Annotated in this window: 21 protein-coding genes; 18 read left to right on the forward strand and 3 right to left on the reverse strand. The window is 59.1% G+C overall.

The window, feature by feature from the left end:
* Positions 1–10 precede the first annotated feature (10 nt).
* The 17 genes from fliF to flhB all read left to right on the forward strand — a co-directional run bounded on the left by fliF (position 11) and on the right by flhB (position 14,997).
* Positions 11–1,720 (forward strand): flagellar basal-body MS-ring/collar protein FliF, encoded by a 1,710-nt coding sequence (gene fliF, locus MDHKLMBL_RS01935; RefSeq protein WP_104270009.1) that lies wholly within the window; start codon positions 11–13, stop codon positions 1,718–1,720.
* A complete protein-coding gene (gene fliG / locus MDHKLMBL_RS01940) occupies positions 1,713–2,756 on the forward strand; it encodes a flagellar motor switch protein FliG (protein ID WP_008173060.1) in 1,044 nt (347 codons plus the stop codon). The genes fliF and fliG overlap by 8 nt, the downstream gene beginning before the upstream one ends.
* Positions 2,756–3,649 carry a flagellar assembly protein FliH gene (locus tag MDHKLMBL_RS01945; protein WP_104270010.1) on the forward strand — a complete coding sequence of 298 codons (894 nt, stop codon included), beginning with the start codon at positions 2,756–2,758 and terminating at the stop codon, positions 3,647–3,649. The genes fliG and MDHKLMBL_RS01945 overlap by 1 nt, the downstream gene beginning before the upstream one ends.
* Complete coding sequence (fliI, locus tag MDHKLMBL_RS01950; RefSeq protein ID WP_014577634.1) at positions 3,630–5,024, forward strand: flagellar protein export ATPase FliI; 1,395 nt, start codon at positions 3,630–3,632, stop codon at positions 5,022–5,024. Before MDHKLMBL_RS01945 ends, fliI begins: the two co-directional genes overlap by 20 nt.
* Positions 5,024–5,467 (forward strand): flagellar export protein FliJ, encoded by a 444-nt coding sequence (fliJ, locus tag MDHKLMBL_RS01955; RefSeq protein WP_008173065.1) that lies wholly within the window; start codon positions 5,024–5,026, stop codon positions 5,465–5,467. The genes fliI and fliJ overlap by 1 nt, the downstream gene beginning before the upstream one ends.
* 122 nt (positions 5,468–5,589) lie before the next feature.
* Positions 5,590–5,895 (forward strand): STAS domain-containing protein, encoded by a 306-nt coding sequence (locus MDHKLMBL_RS01960; RefSeq protein ID WP_014577632.1) that lies wholly within the window; start codon positions 5,590–5,592, stop codon positions 5,893–5,895.
* Positions 5,896–5,919: 24 nt separating this feature from the next.
* Positions 5,920–7,677, forward strand: a complete 1,758-nt coding sequence (locus MDHKLMBL_RS01965) for a PP2C family protein-serine/threonine phosphatase (protein WP_104270011.1) — start codon at positions 5,920–5,922, stop codon at positions 7,675–7,677.
* A complete protein-coding gene (locus tag MDHKLMBL_RS01970) occupies positions 7,670–8,017 on the forward strand; it encodes an Hpt domain-containing protein (protein WP_008173068.1) in 348 nt (115 codons plus the stop codon). Before MDHKLMBL_RS01965 ends, MDHKLMBL_RS01970 begins: the two co-directional genes overlap by 8 nt.
* Positions 8,018–8,170: 153 nt before the next feature.
* Complete coding sequence (locus tag MDHKLMBL_RS01975; protein WP_104270012.1) at positions 8,171–9,361, forward strand: flagellar hook-length control protein FliK; 1,191 nt, start codon at positions 8,171–8,173, stop codon at positions 9,359–9,361.
* Positions 9,362–9,526: 165 nt separating this feature from the next.
* Entirely contained in the window at positions 9,527–10,036 is a 510-nt protein-coding gene (locus tag MDHKLMBL_RS01980; RefSeq protein ID WP_062782255.1) for a flagellar basal body-associated FliL family protein, read from the forward strand.
* 36 nt (positions 10,037–10,072) lie between these two features.
* Positions 10,073–11,071 carry a flagellar motor switch protein FliM gene (gene fliM, locus MDHKLMBL_RS01985; RefSeq protein WP_062782258.1) on the forward strand — a complete coding sequence of 333 codons (999 nt, stop codon included), beginning with the start codon at positions 10,073–10,075 and terminating at the stop codon, positions 11,069–11,071.
* Complete coding sequence (fliN, locus tag MDHKLMBL_RS01990) at positions 11,064–11,555, forward strand: flagellar motor switch protein FliN (protein WP_104270013.1); 492 nt, start codon at positions 11,064–11,066, stop codon at positions 11,553–11,555. The genes fliM and fliN overlap by 8 nt, the downstream gene beginning before the upstream one ends.
* A 1-nt stretch (position 11,556) precedes the next feature.
* Positions 11,557–12,006 (forward strand): flagellar biosynthetic protein FliO, encoded by a 450-nt coding sequence (fliO, locus tag MDHKLMBL_RS01995; RefSeq protein ID WP_014577625.1) that lies wholly within the window; start codon positions 11,557–11,559, stop codon positions 12,004–12,006.
* A gap of 4 nt (positions 12,007–12,010) precedes the next feature.
* Complete coding sequence (gene fliP, locus MDHKLMBL_RS02000) at positions 12,011–12,787, forward strand: flagellar type III secretion system pore protein FliP (RefSeq protein ID WP_014577624.1); 777 nt, start codon at positions 12,011–12,013, stop codon at positions 12,785–12,787.
* A gap of 8 nt (positions 12,788–12,795) precedes the next feature.
* Positions 12,796–13,065 (forward strand): flagellar biosynthesis protein FliQ, encoded by a 270-nt coding sequence (gene fliQ / locus MDHKLMBL_RS02005; RefSeq protein WP_008173075.1) that lies wholly within the window; start codon positions 12,796–12,798, stop codon positions 13,063–13,065.
* 3 nt (positions 13,066–13,068) lie between these two features.
* The gene (gene fliR / locus MDHKLMBL_RS02010; RefSeq protein WP_104270014.1) at positions 13,069–13,854 is read left to right on the forward strand and encodes a flagellar biosynthetic protein FliR; all 786 of its coding nucleotides are present in this window, start codon (positions 13,069–13,071) and stop codon (positions 13,852–13,854) included.
* Positions 13,855–13,860: 6 nt separating this feature from the next.
* The gene (gene flhB / locus MDHKLMBL_RS02015) at positions 13,861–14,997 is read left to right on the forward strand and encodes a flagellar biosynthesis protein FlhB (protein WP_104270015.1); all 1,137 of its coding nucleotides are present in this window, start codon (positions 13,861–13,863) and stop codon (positions 14,995–14,997) included.
* Between the two features lie 407 nt (positions 14,998–15,404).
* On the opposite strand, the gene MDHKLMBL_RS02020 is transcribed toward flhB, so the two are convergent.
* Genes MDHKLMBL_RS02020 through upp form a run of 3 tightly spaced genes read right to left on the reverse strand, consistent with a single transcriptional unit; the run spans position 15,405 to position 17,723 of the window.
* The gene (locus tag MDHKLMBL_RS02020) at positions 15,405–15,845 is read right to left on the reverse strand and encodes a hypothetical protein (protein WP_241956157.1); all 441 of its coding nucleotides are present in this window, start codon (positions 15,843–15,845) and stop codon (positions 15,405–15,407) included.
* The gene (locus MDHKLMBL_RS02025; protein WP_104270016.1) at positions 15,826–17,082 is read right to left on the reverse strand and encodes a uracil-xanthine permease family protein; all 1,257 of its coding nucleotides are present in this window, start codon (positions 17,080–17,082) and stop codon (positions 15,826–15,828) included. Before MDHKLMBL_RS02025 ends, MDHKLMBL_RS02020 begins: the two co-directional genes overlap by 20 nt.
* 2 nt (positions 17,083–17,084) lie before the next feature.
* Positions 17,085–17,723 (reverse strand): uracil phosphoribosyltransferase, encoded by a 639-nt coding sequence (gene upp, locus MDHKLMBL_RS02030; protein WP_008173081.1) that lies wholly within the window; start codon positions 17,721–17,723, stop codon positions 17,085–17,087.
* A 218-nt stretch (positions 17,724–17,941) separates the two neighbouring features.
* Here upp and flhA point away from each other — a divergent pair, with 218 nt between their 5' ends.
* Positions 17,942–20,122, forward strand: a complete 2,181-nt coding sequence (flhA, locus tag MDHKLMBL_RS02035) for a flagellar biosynthesis protein FlhA (protein ID WP_041645324.1) — start codon at positions 17,942–17,944, stop codon at positions 20,120–20,122.
* Positions 20,123–20,166: the final 44 nt, after the last annotated feature.

A 20,166-nucleotide genomic window follows, 5' to 3' on the forward strand; every position in this document is an offset into this window, starting at 1 on the left:
GAGCAGAGTCATGGCCAGCGTACCTGCAGAAACCAATGCCTCCAACATGCCCGCAGCCCGGGAGGGAGACACGCCAGAGAGCCGTAGCGACCTGTTCATGGGGTTCAACCGGCTCAACCTGCTGCGCCAGATCGGGCTTATGGTGGGGCTTGCCGCCAGCGTGGCGTTGGGGCTGGCGGTCGTGCTCTGGGCTCAGGAGCCGAACTATCAGCCGGTGGTGGGTGATCTTTCATCCTACAATCCCCAAGATGTGACCACCATCCTCGAAAGCAACGGTATCGACTACAAGATGGATCCGCGCACCGGCGCATTGCTGGTTCCCTCGGATCAGGTCTACAACGCCCGTTTGAAGCTGGCGGCCGAAGGTGTCACCGATCGTCAAACCATGGGCTACGAGCTGCTGGACCAGGAACGTGGTCTCGGCACATCCCAGTTTATGGAAACCATCTCATACCGGCGCGGGCTTGAGGGTGAGCTTGCCCGCACCGTTGCCAGCATGCGTGGCGTTCGGAATGCCCGTGTGCACCTGGCTATCCCGGAGCGCTCTGTCTTTGTTCGCGATGCCCGTGATCCCTCTGCCTCGGTGTTTCTTGAAGTTTTCGCTGGTCGCCGGCCAGAACAGGAACAGATCAACGCTATTGTGAATCTGGTTGCCGGCAGTGTTCCCATGATGAGCAAGGAACACGTAACCGTTGTCGATCAAAACGGCAATCTGTTGACGGGCAAGCAAAGTCAGAGCAGTGCGGATCAGATGGCGGACCAATACGAATACACCGCCAAAGTCGAGGAGCGTCTGACACGTCGGGTTGCCTCTCTCATCGGACCCATCGTGGGTGATGGCCGCTATCGTGCCGAAGTGTCGGCGGATCTCGATTTCTCCTCGGTGGAGCAGGCAGAGGAATTGTTCAACCCCGAACAGCAGGCGGTGCGCAGTGAGCGTGAGCTGACCGAACGGCGCACTGCCGGCGCACAGGGCGGCATTCCCGGTGCGCTGGCAAACCAGCCGCCGGCTAATGCTACGGTGCCAGAGCAGGCTGCCGGCGGTGATGGTGAGCAGGCGGCGCCAGCACCGGTCAACGTGCGAAGTGAATCCACGCGGAATTATGAAATGGATCGTACTGTCAGCTACCGACGTCAGGAGCTGGGCAGAGTCAAGCGGGTGACCGTGGCTCTGGCGGTGGACGACATGAAAGTAGTGGATCCACAAACGGGCGAAGTCAGCTACGAGCCCTGGCCGGAGCAGGAGCTGCAGCGGCTCAGCATGCTGGTTCGGGACGCCGTGGGCTATTCAGCTGCCCGGGGTGACAGTGTTACGGTGATGAATACCGCATTTGCGCAGGAAGAATCCGTTGAATTCGAGGCTCCGGCGTTCTGGGAACAGCCCTGGTTCTGGGATCTGATGAAGCAAGTGCTCGCAGGCCTGGTGATTCTGGTGCTCGTGCTGGGGCTGCTGCGCCCAACGCTTAAAAGCCTGTCCGGCGGTGGCCAGCGGGAACGCGGCCTGGATTCCGGCTCCGGCAGTGGCGGTGGTTACGGGGGCCTTGATGACATCGAGGGCGGAGATGAGCTCCGCAAGGCCATGTCCGCCCAGGATGATCTGCTTTTGCCGGGTGCCACAGACGGTTATGATAGGCAGCTGAACGCATTGAAAGGGCTGATTGCCGAAGACCCGGCGCGGGTCGCACAGGTAATGCGCCAGTGGGTGAACGTCGATGACTGAGCAAGCCAATCAACAGGGTGGCGGTGAGCCGTCAAAGCCGCAGCGGAAAATTCCGCGTGTGGAACAGGCTGCGATTCTGCTCATGTCACTGGGCGAAGCGGATGCCGCAGAAATCCTCAAGCACATGGGCCCCAAAGAGGTCCAGCGTGTGGGCGTGGCCATGGCCCAGATGAAGGATGTCAGCAAGGACGAAGTGACCTACGTGATGAACCAGTTTGTTGATGCCGTCGGCGGGCAGACCGGGCTTGGCGTAGGCAATGACGAGTACATCCGGACGATGCTCACCCAGGCGCTCGGCGACGACAAGGCATCCAGCCTGATCGATCGCATCCTGATTGGCGGCAATACCACCGGCCTCGATACCCTCAAGTGGATGGAGCCCCGGGCCGTTGGCGACATCATTCGCTATGAACACCCGCAAATCCAGGCCATTGTTATTTCCTACCTGGATCCGGATCAGGCCGCTGAAATTCTTGGCACCCTGGATGAGAAGGTCCGCCTTGATGTGATGATGCGTGTTGCGTCACTGGAGAGTATCCAGCCCCAGGCCTTGCAGGAACTCAACGATATCCTGGAGAAGCAGTTCTCGGGTGGCGCCGCCTCCCAGACCAGCCGCATTGGCGGGGTCAAGCGGGCAGCGGACATCATGAACTTCATGGATCGGAGCATCGAAGGCAATCTGATGGATTCCATAAAGGATATGGATCCGGACCTGGCCAGCACCATCGAAGACCTGATGTTCGTGTTCGATAACCTCAAGGAAGTGGACGACCGCGGAATCCAGGCGCTGTTGCGGGAAGTGTCCTCGGAAGTGCTGGTGGTGGCCCTCAAGGGCGCCGACGAAGAGGTTCAGAACAAGATCTTCAAGAACATGTCCAAACGCGCTGCGGAATTGCTGCAGGATGATCTTGAGGCCAAGGGGCCGGTCAAGGTCAGCGAAGTTGAATCCGCCCAGAAAGACATTATCACCATTGCACGCCGTATGGCCGAGGCCGGTGAAATCTCCCTCGGCGGTGCCGGCGAAGAAATGATGTGATGAAAGATTCCACCCGTGACGTCAATCGCATTCCCAAGGAACAGCTGACCGCCTATGAACGGTGGGAGCTGCCCCTGCTGGATGCCCGTGGCAATGAAGTAGCGCGGGAAGAGGAGCGCGAGGTCAAACCCCTGACCGCCGCCGACATTGACGAGATTCGCGAGACGGCGCGGGAAGACGGCTATAACGAGGGCCGGGAACAGGGTTACCAGGATGGCCTGAAAGCCGGCAAAGAGGAAGGCCACCAGGATGGGCTGGAAACCGGCCTGGCAGAGGGCAGGGAGCAAGGCAAAAGTCAGGGCTACGACGATACCCGCAAGGAAATCGACACCAAGCTTGACCGTCTCGAACATCTACTCGGTGAGTTGCTGCTGCCGATCAAGCGCCACGAGGACGAACTTGAAACCTCTCTGGTCAACCTGACCACGGTTCTGGCCCGGGCGGTAGTCTATCGTGAACTGACCATCGACTCCTCCCAGATCCGTCACGTGGTTCGCCGCGCCATGGAGGCGCTACCCTCCACCGCGGAAAACATCCGCATCCATATAAACCCGGAAGACTGTGAAATGGTTCGCGAGGTGACCGCCCGCCTCGAAGCGTCCGCTTCCGTCATTGAAGACGCCAGTATCCTGCCCGGTGGCTGTAAGGTGGAAACCCGTCACAGCCTGGTGGATTTCACGGTTGAGAAACGTTTCCAGCGGGCCGTGCAGAGCATGCTGGACCAGCAGATGAGCGACAGTGAGGGCGGAGAAACCGAGGAACTGGACTCCATGATGGGAGACTTGACCGGTTTCCATCGGGACGTGCTGGATTCCCCGGAGACCGGGGATTCCTCAGACGATCCGAAGCCGGCGCAAAATACAGGTGACGGTGATGACCTCGAGCCTCGCTGATCGCCTCAACCGCTTTCAGGGGTTTCTGGGAAACGAGCCCGAGCCTGAACTTTCCGGCCGACTGACCCGCATGGTGGGCCTTACCCTCGAATGTGTCGGCTGCCCCATGGTGGTCGGTGACCGCTGTGTCATCTTTGGCCAGAACACCGGTAATGTTGAGGCGGAAGTGGTGGGCTTTGAGGACGACCGGGTGTATCTGATGCCCCTGACAGCAATCGAGGGGCTCAAGCCCGGTGCCAGGGTTGTGCCTCTGTCTGCCGCAAGCCGGGTGCCGGTCGGCCCCCAGCTGCTTGGCCGGGTGGTCGATGGCAGTGGCGAGCCCCTGGACGGAAAAGGCCCCTTGCAGGCCGAAGCCCGCGTGGCGCTCACCGGGGATATTATCAACCCGCTGAACCGCGCCCCGGTGCGGCAGTCGATGGATGTGGGTATTCGGGCGATCAATGCGTTGATGACCGTCGGCCAGGGGCAGCGCCTGGGTCTGTTTGCCGGCAGTGGCGTGGGCAAGAGTATGTTGCTGGGCATGATGACCCGCTTTACCGATGCCGACATCACCGTGGTGGGCCTGATTGGTGAGCGGGGCCGCGAGGTAAAGGAGTTTATCGAAGACATCTTGGGCGAAGAGGGCCTTTCCCGCTCGGTGGTGGTGGCCGCGCCCGCGGACGATTCGCCACTGATGCGGTTGCGCGCCGCCATGCTGACCACCCGGATTGCCGAGTATTACCGGGATCAGGGCAAACGCGTGCTCCTGTTGATGGATTCTCTTACCCGTTACGCCCAGGCCCAGCGGGAAATTGCGCTGGCCGTGGGTGAGCCGCCGGCGACCAAAGGCTACCCGCCCTCGGTATTTGCCAAACTGCCCCAGTTGGTGGAGCGAACCGGCAATGGTCGCCCCGGAGGTGGTTCTATCACGGCCTTCTACACCGTACTTACCGAAGGCGATGACCAGCAGGATCCGATTGCAGACGCTGCCCGGGCGATTCTGGATGGCCACATCGTACTCTCCCGCCGGCTTGCCGAAGAGGGACACTACCCCGCCATTGATGTGGAAGCGTCGATCAGCCGGGTAATGCCGCAGGTAACCGAGACCGAACATTTTTCCAGGGCCCAGCGATTCAAGCAGGTGTACTCTCGGTACCAGCAGGCCCGGGATCTGATCTCTGTCGGCGCTTACGTGAAGGGTTCCGATCCCGAGACCGATTTTGCCATCACTCACATCGGTAATATGCGCCAGTTCCTGCAGCAGGGCCTGAATGAGAGTGCACCACTGAAGGAAAGTGTTGACCAGTTGCTGGCGGTGGTGCCAGAGCGTCGATCCCCCGATCGGCGTAAGTCGGCCGTGCCGAATCCGGCAGCTGGCGGCGGAGGTGATGCCTGATGCTGCGTTCCCGGCGTCTGGAAGTGGTTCTTTCCCTGGAGGAGCGCAAGGAGCAGGAAGCCCTGGAGCGAATGGGAGAGGCCAGGAAGCTGGCGGAGCAGCAGCGCGAACAGGTCCAGAACCTGAATCGCTACCAGCAGGAGTACCGGGATCAGATTCGCAACAGCCAACAGGGGATTGTGCAGGTGTCCAGGCTCCAGGCGTGGCAGGCCTTTATTGCGCAACTGGATCAGGTAATCCGGCAGCAACAGACGCAGCTGGAGCAGGCGGAAAAGGTCTTCGAGGCGCGCAAAAAGGAATGGCAGCACGCCTGGGAGCGCCGGCGTGGCATGGAAAAATACATAGAAACCTGCCGCCAGCAGGAGCAGAGAGAGCAGGATCTCCGGGAACAGAAGCTTTCGGATGAGGCCGCGGGGCGGGCTTTTAACCAACGTCGACGCTGAATCTTGCTCCGCATCAAGCAAATACAGATGCAAAATCAGACCACTCAGCTATCCTTACCGGATGTAGGGCTGGTAGAACACGCCGGTCAAATGCTGCTCTTGATAGCCCGGGAGGTTTTGGAATGCCGATCCAGACGCGCCGCGATGATGACGGTCAGACTCTTGTTATCAGGATAGAGGGGCGTTTCGACTTCAGCACCCATCAGGCGTTCCGTGATGCCTACGAGCACGGTGATCCGAACATCCGGAATTACATTGTGGATCTGTCTGACACCACCTACCTGGATAGCTCGGCGCTGGGAATGCTGTTGTTACTCCGTGATTATGCCGGAGGTGACAGCGCAGGAATCGTCATCGAAAACTGCAATAACGATGTCCGTCGTATCCTTTCAATCTCCAATTTCGAGCAACTTTTCAATATCCGCTGATGCTCGCGGACTGCCGGAGTACTCATGGATGATTCCGTTGCAGAACATAGCCGTCCCCTGAGAATACTGATCGCTGACGATTCAGACAGCGATCGCCTGATCCTCAAAACACTGCTGAAGCGACTGGGGCACGAAGTCCTTGATGTGGCAAACGGGCTGGACGCGGTCTCTGTTTTCCAGCGGGAGGCGCCGGATCTGGTGCTGCTGGATGCCCTGATGCCGGTCATGGATGGCATGGAAGCGGCCCGTCAGATCAAGCTCCTGGCAGGTGAACGGCTGGTCCCCCTGATTTTCCTGACCTCCCTCTCTGAAGCCGGTGCCCTGGCCCGATGCCTGGAGGCCGGTGGCGATGACTTCCTGGGAAAGCCCTATAACCGGATCATCATTGAAGCCAAGATCAAGGCCTTCAACCGAATGCGATTGATGCACCGGACCCTCTCGGATCAGCGGGATCTCATTCGTGAGCGCAACCGACAACTTACCGACGAGCAGGAAATCGCCAAGCGGGTCTTCGATAACGTGGCTCATTCCGGCTGCCTGGATGCCTCCAATATTCGTTATCACGCCTCGCCCCAGTCCATTTTCAATGGTGATGTGTTGTTTGCCTCGCCGCGGCCGGCGGGCGGGATGCTGATCTTCATGGGGGATTTCACCGGCCATGGTCTGCCGGCTGCCATCGGCGCCATGCCTGTAGCCGAGATCTTCTACGGCATGGCCAATAAGGGTTTTAACGGCCAGGACGTATTACGCGAGATCAACCAGAAACTCAAACGGATTCTGCCCACGGGCATGTTCTGCTGTGGCGCCATGATCGAGGCGGATTTCAAACTTAATCAGCTGCAAGTCTGGAACGGCGGTCTGCCCGATGGCTGGCTGATCCGGACCTCCGGAGAACTCCAGGCATTGCCATCGCGGCATCTTCCCCTGGGTATCCTTGCGCCGGATCAGTTCAATGCCGATTTCGAGAGGGTTGGTGCCGCCCCTGGTGACAGGGTGCTGATGATGACCGATGGCTTTCTGGAATCTGCCGACAGCGCCGGCAACGTATTCGGTGAGCAGGGCGTTACCGGCACGCTTGACCAGCTGGACGGTGGCGACCATCCGTTTGATGCCATGATGTCCGCGGTTCACCGGTTCACCGGAAACTTTGAGGATGGCGATGACCTGACGCTCTGCTGTCTGGAAATGATGGACGAGGCTGGGCTGGCTACCCTGCCAGATCGTGCCGCACCGTCTGCTCTTGCCGGGCCGGCGGAATGGCGCTGCAGCTATGAAATCCGGGAAAGGACTCTCGGCGAGTTCAGTCCTCTGCCTCTGTTGCTTCATATCTGCATGGAGGTGCCGGGTCTTCGACGGAAGAGCGGCGAAATCTATACCCTGCTGGCGGAACTCTACAACAACGCGCTGGAGCACGGTGTTCTGGAACTCCCGTCAGAATGGAAACACTCACCGGAGGGCTTTGGCCGCTACTACGCGGAGCGCAATCGGCGCCTGGCCAACGTGGAGGGTCACTACATCCGGTTCACACTGCACCATTCCCTGAAACCGGATGGAGGTCGGCTTCGTGTTATCTGTGAGGACAGCGGCCAGGGGTTTGATTTTCACAATCATCCCAGCGTGGCCACCGGTAATTCCCCAACCATGAGCGGGCGCTATGCAGGGCGGGGCCTGCTGCTGTTGAAACGTCTGGCGGAGACCATCAGGTTTCATGAACAGGGCAATCATGTTGAAATTGTCTACGATTGGCAGTTCGCCCGTACAGCGGAGAATCGAGATGACTGATAAACCACACCTGGACGAGGAGGCACTGGCTGAGCTTCGAGATGTCATGGAGGACGAATTCGAAGTGCTGATACAGACCTATGTTGCAGATTCCCGCGACAGGATTCGGGGATTGCAAGAAGCCCTGAGGGCTGACGATAGTGACGCCTTTGCCAAGACGGCCCATAGCTTCAAGGGCAGTTGTATCAATATTGGCGCCCCACGACTTGGCGATCTCTGCCTGAGGGCGGAAATCGCAGGAAAGGAATCCCGGCTGGACGATGCCTCGGGATTACTGGATGACATCGCCCGGGAATTCGAACAGGTAATCGCAGGCCTGGATGGCTTGATGGTGGGGTGAATCAGGTCTATTCAGGCCGTTTGTCAGGCGAAGCAGGTGTGCGCTGGCATCACAATTGCTTTGTCCTTCGCATTGAGTGGATTAACCGCCCATGCACCGGCCAAGTCCGGCAAGGTGAGGGCGACAATGCGATAAAAGCGGCAAGAGGTTGCCATGGCCCAGATGGTTCTTCCCCAAACCCCCGCGCCCGGGACGCAACAAGATCCCGGCCCGTCAAAATCCGGAGCCAGCCGAGATCCGGCTGACAGGAAAAGCGATTTCGACTCTGTCTCCCAGGCTGAGCAAAAGCGGCTCGATCGCCAGAAGGCGGATCGGGCCGCTGAGGCCAGATCTGCCGATGAATCCCGGGCGGCCCGGGACACACCTTCAGAGACGAAAACGGAAGCAAACGCGAACGCTGATCCAAAGGGTGGCGAAAAAGCCAACGCTGCCACGGATGCTGAATCACAGGACGCGGACTGGGCCGCTGTAGCAGGTGATGGCAAATCAGAGCCGACGGCGCTTCCCCTTACCTTTGTCGAGTTGCAGTCCTGGCTGAATCCAAAAGCCGGAGGTGCCGGTGAGTCCGCCATGTCAGCCACAATGCCGGGAGTCGGCGTCAACGCTGCCACCGGGGGTTCGGGCCAGACGAATTCCGTTGCCGGATTGTTCAGTGGCCTTCTCACAGGGGCCTCGGGTCAGAAAGCTCAGTCCGGATCCGGCGGTGTTTCCGGCGATGCGACACTGACAGATGTCATGAAGGCCTCAGTGCTCACTGACTCCGGCCGCAATGCGGATTCCGGCTCGTTGATCAATTCTGGCCGCTTCCAGTCCGCCATGGATCTGGTGTCCCAGCAAGCGGCGAATAATGCCAATGGGGCAGCAAAACTGACGGCCGAGAACGCTGCGCCATTGCGAGGTTATGCTACGTCCATTGATGTGCCGGTAGGCCATGCAGAGTGGGGCGACAAACTGGTGGGCAAGCTCAGCTGGCTGACTGCCCGTAACATGTCGGTTGCCGAAATCCACCTGACACCACCGGACATGGGTCCCATGGAGGTCAAGGTCCGGGTGCAGAACGAGCAGGCGAGTATTACGGTCCATTCGGCCAATCCCGTGGTCCGTGACCAGCTTGAACTGCATTCCCACCGGCTCAGGGATATGCTGGGTGAGCAGGGACTGTCGTTGGCAGGCTTCGATGTTTCCGATTCGCCTCGCCAGCAGACCGGCGAGCAGGGCACCGGAAACGATGATGGCTCCGGTGGCGGTTCGGCATCGTTGGTCGCTGGCGATCAGGACGATGAAGGCATCAGCTCCGGCAGCCTTGATCTCAGCTGGAAAGGCGAAGTAGACATCTTCGCCTGATACCCTTCGATATTCTCTTCCAATCTCCTTTGCCCATCCTTCCCGGCAACGCTAAACTGCTGTTCTGAACGGGAAGGTTGGGTGTTCTGGCCCGCCCTTTGCATCCAATCCTGAAAAGTCGCGGAAAATTGCTCCCCGTGACGGATTTCTGGCAAAGCGAACATTATGGCTGAAAATAACGAATCTGAAGCGGCTCCTGCCAAGAAGGGAAAACTGAAGCTGATCATCATGCTGGTTGTGGTGGTGATCCTGGCCATTGTGCTGTCTGTGGTGGGTACCCTGTGGTTCCTGGGCGGCGGTCTTCCGGGCATGGGTGAGGAAGAGGGTGACGCAACCGAGGTTGCAGAGGAAACCTTTATTCCCAGCAGCTACTACCTGATCGAAAAAGCCATTGTTACCACGGTTCAGGCTGAGGGCCGCCAACGCTACGCCCAGGCTTATCTGGCGCTGGAGTCCACCGATCCACAGGCGCTTGAAGCTGCCAAGCTGCACATGCCTCTGATTCGAAGCCAGCTGGTGACAGTGCTCGGTAGCAGTAACTTCAACGAGCTGCAAACGCCCGAGGGCCGGAGTGGCCTGGCCGAGCGGATGCTGACCACGGTGAATCAGGTGCTGGAGCAGGAAGGCGAGCCCGCCATCAAGCGGGTGTTATTCAGAAATTTTGTCGTGCAATAGCGCACGGGCCACGGTACTTCAGGGGCAGGACTAAGTATGCAGGACTTGTTGTCACAGGACGAAATCGATGCGCTCCTCCACGGGGTGGACGACGGTGACATTGATACCTACGAAGAGACCGATGACACCGGTATAAAGTCCTATGACCTCGCCAGTCAGGACCGTATTGTCCGGGGCCGGATGCCGACCCTGGAGATGATCAACGAGCGCTTTGCCCGTTACACCCGTATCAGCCTGTTCAACCTGATGCGTCGCAACGCCGATGTCTCCACCGGCGGCGTCCAGATCATGAAGTTCGGCGAGTATATTCACACCCTCTACGTGCCCACCAGTCTCAACCTGTGTAAGGTTCGCCCGCTTCGTGGCACCTCCCTGTTCGTCCTGGATGCCAAGCTGGTGTTCAAGCTGGTGGACAATTTCTTTGGCGGTGAGGGCCGTCATGCCAAGATCGAGGGCCGCGAATTTACCCCCACCGAGACCCGGATCGTCCAGATGGTGCTGGATCAGGTATTCCACGATATGAAGGAAGCCTGGCATGCGGTACTCAAGGTGGATTTCGAGTACCTGAGCTCGGAAGTGAACCCGGCCATGGCCAACATCGTCAGTCCCAGTGAAGTGGTTGTGGTCAGCACCTTCCACATTGAGCTCGACGGTGGCGGCGGTGAACTGCACTTTGCCTTGCCGTATTCCATGATCGAACCCATCCGCGATGTGCTCGACGCCGGGGTACAGAGCGACATCGACGATGTCGACGAGCGCTGGGTCAACGCGCTTCAGGAAGACATCAAAGAGGTGAACGTACCGATCAACACAACGGTCTGTCGCCGTCGGATATCGTTGCGGGACATCGCGAAGATGAAAGCCGGCGACATTATCCCGGTGGAGATTCCCGAGCACCTGACAGTTACGGCCAATGGTATCCCGATCTACAAGGCAACGCTGGGGACCCGGGACGGAAAACTGGCACTGAGAATTCATGAACGGGCATCCGTGCCCAAGGTAAAGAAACAATTGAAGGTGGGACGCAATGGCTGACGACGACAAGAAAGACGAGCAGGAACTCAGCGAAGACGAAAAGCTGGCTGCCGAGTGGGAAGCCGCCATGGAAGAGTCCGGTGATGAGGGCGAACGCGAGGACGAGTGGGCCGCTGCGATGGCAGAGGCCGGCGAGACCGGTGAGGCCGAAGACGATGTTCAGGCTGCGCCCATGGAGGAATTCGAGACCGGAAGCGAACCCTCCACGGGTGGTGGTCCTGCTCCGGATATCGACGTCATTCTCGACATACCGGTCACCATTTCCATGGAAGTGGGCAACACCCAGATCCCGATACGGAACCTGCTGCAACTGAACCAGGGCTCGGTTATCGAACTGGACAGGCTTGCGGGCGAGCCGCTGGACGTGCTGGTAAACGGTACCCTGATCGCCCATGGCGAGGTGGTCATGGTGAATGAAAAGTTCGGCATCCGTCTCACCGATGTGATCAGCCCGGGCGAACGTATCAAGCGGTTGCAGAAGTAAAATGTGGTCCAAATCCATTGCGGTACTGGCGCTGCTGCTGATCAACCCGGCCTTTGCCCAGGAAACTGCCAAGACGGTTGCCCCTGATTCACCCGTGCGTGCCCCGGATACCGTTGGCACCATTGTCAGCCTCGGGTTGGGGCTGGTGGCAGTGATTGCCGTGATCTATGGCTGCGCCTGGATTATCCGCCGTATGAATGGCATGACCGGCATGAACAACAACGCCATCAAGGTGGTGTCGGTGATGGCCATTGGTGCTCGCGAGCGTATCGCCCTAATTGAGGTGGGCGGCCAGCAGATCCTGTTGGGTATTACCCCATCGGCGATCCGGACCCTGCATGTGTTTGACGAGCCGGTTGTCGAGGCTGGCAGCGCCGGCTCCAGTGATTTTGCCCGGCGTCTGCAGGGCATGATCGGCAAATCCTGGACTTCCCCGACAAGGAACGACTAGCCCCATGCTTGCGGCAACCATCAAGCGACTGCTTCCATCCCTGATTGTCTTGGCGGGCTTTGTCTGGGCGCCACTGGCGCTGGCTCAGGAGCCTTCCGGCATCCCCGGTATACCGGCTTTCACTGTGACGCCCGGAGAAGGCGAGGGCGCTCAGGAATACTCGGTAACCCTGCAGATCCTGGCGCTGATGACAGCGCTGACGTTCCTGCCGGCCATGCTCATGATGATGACGTCTTTTACCCGCATCATCGTTGTGTTTGCGATCCTGCGCCAGGCGATTGGCCTGCAATCCACACCGTCGAACCAGATTCTTCTTGGTCTGGCCCTGTTTCTAAGCATCTTCATCATGAAACCGGTGCTGGAGGAGGCCAACCGGGTGGCGCTGCAACCCTACATGCAGGAGGAAGTAACCTCCCTGGAGGCGGTCGAGCTGGCAAGCCAACCGTTCCGGAAATTCATGCTGGAACAGACCCGTGAGAGCGATCTGGCCCTGTTCATGAGGATCTCTGACACGCAGTACGAGACGCCGCAGGACGTGTCTTTCTGGATCCTGATGCCGGCATTCGTGACCAGTGAACTCAAGACCGCATTCCAGATCGGGTTTATCCTGTTTATACCGTTTCTGATTATCGACATGGTGGTGGCCAGTGTTCTCATGGCCATGGGTATGATGATGCTGTCGCCGATCATCATCTCCCTGCCGTTCAAGATCATGCTCTTTGTTCTGGTGGATGGCTGGGCCCTGATCATGGGCACACTCGCCGCCAGTTACGGAATATAGGAGGCATCATGACTCCGGAAACCGTTATCGACATCCTGCGCGAAGCCCTGTGGATGATCGTGCTTCTTGCCTCGATCATCATCGGCCCGGGGCTGGTGATTGGTCTTGTGGTCAGTACCTTCCAGGCTGCCACCCAGATTAACGAACAGACCCTGAGCTTCCTGCCGCGCCTGCTGGTTACGTTGATTGTCATCATCGTCTGGGGCCCCTGGATGCTCACGCAGCTGCTGGATCATGCCAACCGGTTGTTCGGCAACATACCCTACCTGATTGGCTGACGGATGATACCGGCGGAGATCAGCGCGGATGTGATCGGCCAATGGGTCGGCCAGCACCTCTGGCCGCTGTTCCGCCTGGCCAGCTTCCTGATGGTGATCCCCATTTTCGGTGCCCAGCTGGTGCCGGCCCGGATCCGTCTCGGGCTGGCCTTGCTGATGACCATACTCATCGCGCCCATGATACCGCCCGTTCCTCAGGTGGAAGCCCTGAGCGCCGATGCCGTGGTCATTACCCTGCAGCAGATACTCATCGGCGTCGGCATGGGCTTTGCGCTGACCGCACTCTGGCAGTTGTTCGTGATTGCCGGCCAGATGATCGCCATGCAGATGGGGCTGGGCTTTGCCTCGATGGTCGATCCGGCCAACGGTGTGAACGTGCCCGTACTTTCCCAGATTTATACCATCACCATTACCCTGTTGTTCCTGGCCATGAACGGCCACCTGGTTGCCTTTGAAGTCTTTATCGAGAGCTTCCGGACCCTGCCCATCGGGATGGAAGGCCTCGGCCAGACCGGAATCTGGGAATTGGCCCACCGGATCAGCTGGATGTTCGCCTCCGCCATGCTCCTGGCGTTGCCGGCGGTTACTGCCGTGCTGATCGTCAACATCTCCTTTGGTGTCATGACGCGCGCCGCTCCCCAGATGAACATCTTCGCGTTGGGTTTCCCGATTGGCCTGATTTTTGGATTGTTTGCGATATGGGTGCTGCACGCCAATTTTCTGCCGCACTTCGATCAGTACGCCCGGGAAACGTTTGATTTCATGCGGGGATTGCAGGGGCAGCCGTAGAGAGTTATGGCCGAAGAAGACGACAACAGTCAGGAAAAAACGGAAGAGGCCACCCCCCGAAGGCTCGAAAAAGCCAAGGAGGAGGGCCAGACTGCGCGCTCAAAAGAGCTGGCCACCATGGCCGTCCTCCTGGCAGGCGCCGGCGGCATGCTGATGTTCGGCGCCAGCCTGGGAGCCTCGCTGGAGGCGATCATGCGCGATAGCTTCGTTATCGAACGCTCCGCCATCTTCGACATGCGCCACATGAGCGTCCAGCTCATCGAATCCTCCAAGGAAGCGGCCTGGGCTCTCTCTCCCATTCTGGTATTACTGCTGATCGCCGCTATCTTCGGCTCCATCGGCATCGGCGGCCTGCTGATCAGCGGCAAAGCCGTGGCCCCGAAACTCAATCGCATGGACCCCATCAAGGGCCTCGGGCGCATGTTTTCAATGCGCTCCCTCATCGAACTGGTCAAGGCCATTGCCAAGGTCGGTCTGGTAATGGCCTTGGCCATTCTGATCCTCGATCTGCGCACGGAAGACCTGTTGGCTATTGCCGAGGAGCCGGTGGTGCCGGCCATGGAGCATGTACTCTGGACCATCGCCTGGAGCTTCTTCCTGCTTTCCTGCGCCACCATCATCATCGCGGCGATCGACGTACCCTTCCAGATCTACGATCACCAGAAAAAACTGCGCATGACCAAGCAGGAGGTGAAAGACGAATACAAGGACACCGAGGGCAAACCCGAGGTCAAAGGCAAGATCCGCCAACTCCAGCGTGAAATGGCCCAGCGCCGCATGATGCAGGACGTGCCTACGGCAGATGTGGTGATCACTAACCCGACCCATTACGCCGTGGCCCTGAAATACGATCAGAAGGCGATGGCCGCGCCGATAGTGGTGGCCAAGGGCGCCGATGAGGTGGCCTTCAAAATCATGGAAATTGCCCGTGAGAACAAAGTCGAGATTCTGAGAACGCCGCCGCTGACTCGGGCGGTGTACCACAACACCGACATCGGCGAGGAGATTCCCGATGGCCTGTACATGGCCATTGCCCAGGTGCTCGCCTATGTGTTCCAGCTCCGCCAGTTCCGCGAGGGGCGTGGGCCGAAGCCTGGTATGCCGGAGTTCCCGATCCCCTCGGATTTGCGGCGGGACGTCTAGTTTGGAGCTGGGTTTCTTTTGGTAGCCTGCGAGGACTGGTGCTGGCGGCTTGTCGGGTTGGCCTCCCAAAAACCGCTACGAGCACATCCATGTGCGCTTGGCGTCGGCCATCCATGGCCGCCGACATTTTTGGGAGGCCAACCCGACAACCCGCTTCTGAGCGATTCGATATCGCATTGAATGTCAGAATCGTAGGTCGGATTACAGCTTCGCCTAATCCAACCTTAGTGGTTTTGGCGGATTCCCGTCAGTTGTGCGAGGTTTGTGGGTCTGCTTCCCAAAAATGTCTGTGGCCATGGATGGCCACAGCCAAGCGCACATGGATGTGCTCGTAGCGTTTTTTGGGAAGCAGACCCACAAACCTCTTCCACCGAAACAGCAGGCTAGGGCAGGACTTGAACGTAAGATCAGCAACCAGCCTCAATAACCCGAACCATCGGCTCTCCGCGGCTTTCGGGGATTGGCAGAATCCCATACCAGGATCGCGGATCGTGCACTGTGGCGGAGGCAAACCCACAGGACAGGAGATGTTCCCGTGCCTCTTCGTCGGTCTGGAAGTGGAAAGATACCTCGCTGCGGGTAACGGCCCCGAGGACGCTACCGAGCGCTTTGAGGGTAGTGTTCAGCAACGGCTGGCGGGGTTGGTAGTAGCTTTCGGAGAGGTAAACCGAGCCCGGGCGTTTGGCCATGGCGGCGGCCAGTCGGCCGGTGGCCATCAGGCGGAGGGCCTTGCGGGCGGCCATGTCGGGCAGATCGGCTTCGACCATGTGGAGCAGAGGGTGTTTCTGCCGTAACCGAATGCCGCGGGGGGGGGGCATGCCGGAGCTGTCAGTCGGCTTTCTGCTCATAGACGGCTTTACCCCATGCCTCGCGGCTGCCGGGCAGTATCAGGTTCAGGATGATGGCAGCCACCGCACAGAGCGCGATGCCTTCGAGGTGCCCGAGCACCATGCCGCCAATACCGAACACCAGGGTAACGCCTACGATAACCAGGTTGCGAGACTGCGACAGATCTACCTGGTGGCGGATCAGTGTGTTCAGGCCAACGACGGCAATGGAACCGAACAGCAGGCAGAGGATGCCGCCCATGACGGGCACCGGGATGGTTTGCAGTGCTGCGCCGAATTTGCCAACGAAAGCCAGAACAATGGCGATGCAGGCAGCCCACCACATGACCTTGGGGTTGAAATTCTTGGTGAGCATAACGGCGCCGGTGACTTCCGAGTAGGTGGTGTTGGGCGGTCCTCCAAGCATGGAGGCGGCGCTGGTGGCCAGGCCGTCACCCAGCAGGGTGCGGTGCAGGCCCGGCTTTTCCAGGTAGTTCTTTCGGGTCACGTTGCCGATGGCCAGCACGTCACCGATGTGTTCAATGGCCGGGGCAATGGCGACGGGGATCATGAACAGCACGGCGCCCCAGCTGAATTCCGGCGCAACAAAGTTGGGAACGGCGAACCAGGCGGCGTCCCGGATTGGCGTGGTATCCACGATACCGGCAAACGCGGAGAGGATGTAGCCGGTGATAACGCCGAACATGATCGGAATCAGCCGGAAAATGCCTTTCGACCAGACCGACATGATGATGGTTACGGCCAGCGAGATCATGGCGATCCAGATCGCCGTGTCGTAGGGAATCAGCTGGTTCGCGCCATCACCGGTGCGGCCGGAGGCCATGTGAACGGCAACCGGCGCCAGGCCGAGACCGATAGTCATGATCACCGGGCCGATAACCACTGGCGGCAGCAGGCGGCGGACAAAGCCGGTGCCCCGCATCCGTACCAGTCCACTGAGGAAAATATAGAGAATACCCGCTGCCATCAGGCCGCCGAGTGTCTCTTCCATGCCGAACTTGCCTTTGGAGGCAATTACGGGGGCAATAAAGGCGAAGGACGACGCGAGGAAAATCGGGATCTGACCGCCGGTCACCACGTGAAAGATCAGGGTGCCCAGGCCGGCGGTAAACAGGGCCACGTTGGGATCCAGCCCGGTAATCAGTGGCATCAGAACCAGCGCGCCGAACGCCACCAGCAGCATCTGGGAGCCAGCAATGGCCTGTTTCCAGACCGGGTCGTTGGTATGGTCCTGCATTCTTAAACGTCCTTTTGCTTGGTGCCGAAGATTTTGTCGCCGGCATCGCCGAGACCCGGAAGGATGTAGCCTTTGTCGTTGAGGCGCTCATCAACGGAGGCGGTGTAGATAGATACGTCCGGATGTTTTTCCAGAACCTTTTCAACGCCTTCGGGCGCGGCAACCAGAACCAGGGCCCGGATCTCGGTGCTGCCAGCCTTCTTGAGCAGGTCAATGGTGGAGATCATTGAGCCGCCGGTGGCGAGCATCGGATCGACAATCATGGCCATGCGCTGGTCCAGTTCGCCCACCAGCTTTTCGAGGTAGGTGCTGGCCTCGAGAGTTTCCTCATTGCGGATCTGGCCGACAACACTGACCCGGGCCACCGGAATCAGACTGAGGACACCGTCAAGCATGCCAAGGCCGGCCCGCAGGATCGGCACGATGGTGACTTTCTTGCCGTGAATCTGTTCCACGTTAACCGGCCCTGCCCAGCCTTCGATGGTCTTTTCCTGCAGATTGAAGTCTTTGGTGGCCTCGTAGGTCAGGAGTGCACCGACTTCCTGTGCCAGCTCCCGGAAATTCTTGGTGCTGATATCCGCACGGCGCATGATGCCGAGCTTGTGGCGGATCAGAGGGTGTTTTACCTCGTGGATTGGCATGGGGTCACCTGTGTGTCTGGTTGGAATTTTGGCGTCGCGATCAAATGGCGCAAGGATACCGCATCTGGCAAGGCGAGTCAGGCCGCAAATGGCTGCTTAACGGAAATCCCCTAAGGAGTGGTACGGATCTTGCGATAACCCTTCCAAACGACGCTCCGGTGTCAGATTTTCGACCTTCAAAACGCCTGCAGGCACGGCCAATCGGAGAAGTATCCGGCATGGACAGAGCTTTAGTCCTCAATAACGTCAAAACCCTGACGCGGGGCAACCTGGGCATACCCATCATGCTGATGGGCTTGCTGGGCATGATGATTCTGCCCATGCCGGCGTTCCTCCTGGACGTGTTCTTTACTTTCAACATCACCCTGTCCATTGTCATTCTGCTGGTGTGTGTCTACGCCCTGCGGCCGATGGAGTTTGCGTCCTTCCCGACAGTCCTGCTGGTAGCCACACTTTTGCGTCTCGCCCTGAACGTGGCGTCCACCCGGATTGTTCTGCTGAACGGCCACGAAGGCGGCGATGCCGCCGGTAAAGTGATCGAATCCTTCGGCGCCGTTCTGATCGGCGGCAATTACGCCGTGGGTCTGGTGGTGTTTGCGATCCTGATGATCATCAACTTCCTGGTCGTGACCAAGGGTGCCGGCCGGGTCTCCGAGGTGAGCGCCCGTTTCACGCTGGATGCCATGCCCGGCAAGCAGATGGCGATTGATGCGGATCTGAACGCCGGCCTGATCAATCAGGATGAGGCCAAGCATCGTCGTGCCGAAATCGCCCAGGAAGCGGATTTCTACGGCTCCATGGACGGTGCGTCCAAGTTTGTGAAGGGCGACGCCATTGCCGGCCTGCTGATTCTTGCCATCAACATCATTGGCGGTATTGCCATTGGTATGCTGCAGCACGGTCTGGATTTCGGGCTGGCCATGGAGCGATATGCGCTGCTGACCATTGGTGACGGTCTGGTGGCACAGATTCCCTCGCTGCTGCTGTCCACGTCTGCGGCAATCATGGTAACGCGGGTTACCTCCAGCCAGGACATGGGCGGCCAGATCCTCCAGCAAATGTTCAGCGCGCCCAAGGCGCTGTCCATTGCCGCCGCTATCCTGATCATTCTCGGTCTGATTCCCGGAATGCCCCACGTGGCCTTCCTGGGTCTGGGTGCACTGGCCGCCGGCGCTGCCTGGTATATCTGGAAGCACCAGAGACAGACCGTCGAAGAAGATGGCGCATTCCCGGTTAGGGGCGCGGGCGGGGCGGCTCCACGGCCGGCGGGTCGTGATCTGCCTCCAGGCGGTGATGCTGGCGGCGATCAGGGGCGTCAGCTACCGGCCCCCGGAGAGACCAAGGAGCTGGGTTGGGACGATGTGTCCACTGTCGATATTGTCGGTCTGGAAGTGGGTTACCGGTTGATCCCGCTGGTGGACAAGTCACAGGGTGGTCAGTTGCTCAGTCGTATCAAGGGCGTTCGTAAAAAGCTGTCCCAGGATCTCGGCTTCCTGATGCCCTCGGTCCACATTCGAGACAACCTCGATCTGATGCCCAATGTCTACCGCATCACCCTGATGGGCGTGACCATTGCCGAAGCGGAAATCCATCCGGACCGCGAACTGGCCATCGACCCCGGTCAGGTATTCGGAAAGATAGAAGGCATTGAAGGCAAGGATCCGGCGTTCGGTCTGGACGCCAGCTGGATTGAGCCAGACAAGAAAGACCAGGCCCAGACGCTCGGCTATACCGTGGTCGATGCCAGTACGGTGGTCGCGACCCACCTTAACCAGGTACTGCAGAAACACGCCCACGAGCTGCTGGGCCATGAGGAAGTCCAGAAATGGCTGGATCAGCTTGAAAAGATTTCTCCGAAGCTGGCCGAGGAACTGGTACCCACCACCGTATCCATCAGTCTGCTGCTGAAAGTGCTGCAGAACCTCCTGAAGGAAGAAGTGCCGATCCGAGACATGCGGTCCATTGCCGAGGCCATCGTGAACGTGCATCCGAAGAGTCAGGATCCGAAGCTGTTGACCACCGTTGCGCGGCAGTCCCTGCGCCGGATGATTGTCCAGAGTATCTGCGGCAACGAATCAGAGATACCGGTGATCACCCTGGATCCGGATCTGGAACAGTTATTGCTAAAGTCTGTTCAGCAGAGTCAACAATCCGGCGGACAGGAAGATATTGGCCTGGTCCTGGAGCCGAATATGGTTGAAAAACTCCAGCGCTCGCTTCAGGAGAGCGTCCAGCGTCAGGAGATGCTCGGCAAGCCAGCCATTCTGCTGGTGTCCGGGCCCCTGAGGCCGGTGCTGGCGAAGTTCGCCAGCTACGGGGTAGAGCGGCTCCATGTGCTCTCGTACCAGGAAATTCCGGATAACAAACAGATTACGATCGTGGCGTCCGTTGGCCAGTAACGGCGCGGATGACAGAGCGGACAGCGCCGGCACGGCGTTGCCGG

Origin of the sequence: Marinobacter flavimaris (assembly GCF_002933295.1) — a bacterium.
Classification (GTDB): Bacteria; Pseudomonadota; Gammaproteobacteria; order Pseudomonadales; family Oleiphilaceae; genus Marinobacter; species Marinobacter flavimaris.

Coding starts and splice junctions, on each gene's coding strand:
- fliF (WP_104270009.1), top strand. CDS start 11: ATGGCCAGCGTACCTGCAGAAACCAATGCCTCCAACATGCCCGCAGCC.
- fliG (WP_008173060.1), top strand. CDS start 1,713: ATGACTGAGCAAGCCAATCAACAGGGTGGCGGTGAGCCGTCAAAGCCG.
- MDHKLMBL_RS01945 (WP_104270010.1), top strand. CDS start 2,756: ATGAAAGATTCCACCCGTGACGTCAATCGCATTCCCAAGGAACAGCTG.
- fliI (WP_014577634.1), top strand. CDS start 3,630: ATGACCTCGAGCCTCGCTGATCGCCTCAACCGCTTTCAGGGGTTTCTG.
- fliJ (WP_008173065.1), top strand. CDS start 5,024: ATGCTGCGTTCCCGGCGTCTGGAAGTGGTTCTTTCCCTGGAGGAGCGC.
- MDHKLMBL_RS01960 (WP_014577632.1), top strand. CDS start 5,590: ATGCCGATCCAGACGCGCCGCGATGATGACGGTCAGACTCTTGTTATC.
- MDHKLMBL_RS01965 (WP_104270011.1), top strand. CDS start 5,920: ATGGATGATTCCGTTGCAGAACATAGCCGTCCCCTGAGAATACTGATC.
- MDHKLMBL_RS01970 (WP_008173068.1), top strand. CDS start 7,670: ATGACTGATAAACCACACCTGGACGAGGAGGCACTGGCTGAGCTTCGA.
- MDHKLMBL_RS01975 (WP_104270012.1), top strand. CDS start 8,171: ATGGCCCAGATGGTTCTTCCCCAAACCCCCGCGCCCGGGACGCAACAA.
- MDHKLMBL_RS01980 (WP_062782255.1), top strand. CDS start 9,527: ATGGCTGAAAATAACGAATCTGAAGCGGCTCCTGCCAAGAAGGGAAAA.
- fliM (WP_062782258.1), top strand. CDS start 10,073: ATGCAGGACTTGTTGTCACAGGACGAAATCGATGCGCTCCTCCACGGG.
- fliN (WP_104270013.1), top strand. CDS start 11,064: ATGGCTGACGACGACAAGAAAGACGAGCAGGAACTCAGCGAAGACGAA.
- fliO (WP_014577625.1), top strand. CDS start 11,557: ATGTGGTCCAAATCCATTGCGGTACTGGCGCTGCTGCTGATCAACCCG.
- fliP (WP_014577624.1), top strand. CDS start 12,011: ATGCTTGCGGCAACCATCAAGCGACTGCTTCCATCCCTGATTGTCTTG.
- fliQ (WP_008173075.1), top strand. CDS start 12,796: ATGACTCCGGAAACCGTTATCGACATCCTGCGCGAAGCCCTGTGGATG.
- fliR (WP_104270014.1), top strand. CDS start 13,069: ATGATACCGGCGGAGATCAGCGCGGATGTGATCGGCCAATGGGTCGGC.
- flhB (WP_104270015.1), top strand. CDS start 13,861: ATGGCCGAAGAAGACGACAACAGTCAGGAAAAAACGGAAGAGGCCACC.
- MDHKLMBL_RS02020 (WP_241956157.1), bottom strand. CDS start 15,845: ATGAGCAGAAAGCCGACTGACAGCTCCGGCATGCCCCCCCCCCGCGGC.
- MDHKLMBL_RS02025 (WP_104270016.1), bottom strand. CDS start 17,082: ATGCAGGACCATACCAACGACCCGGTCTGGAAACAGGCCATTGCTGGC.
- upp (WP_008173081.1), bottom strand. CDS start 17,723: ATGCCAATCCACGAGGTAAAACACCCTCTGATCCGCCACAAGCTCGGC.
- flhA (WP_041645324.1), top strand. CDS start 17,942: ATGGACAGAGCTTTAGTCCTCAATAACGTCAAAACCCTGACGCGGGGC.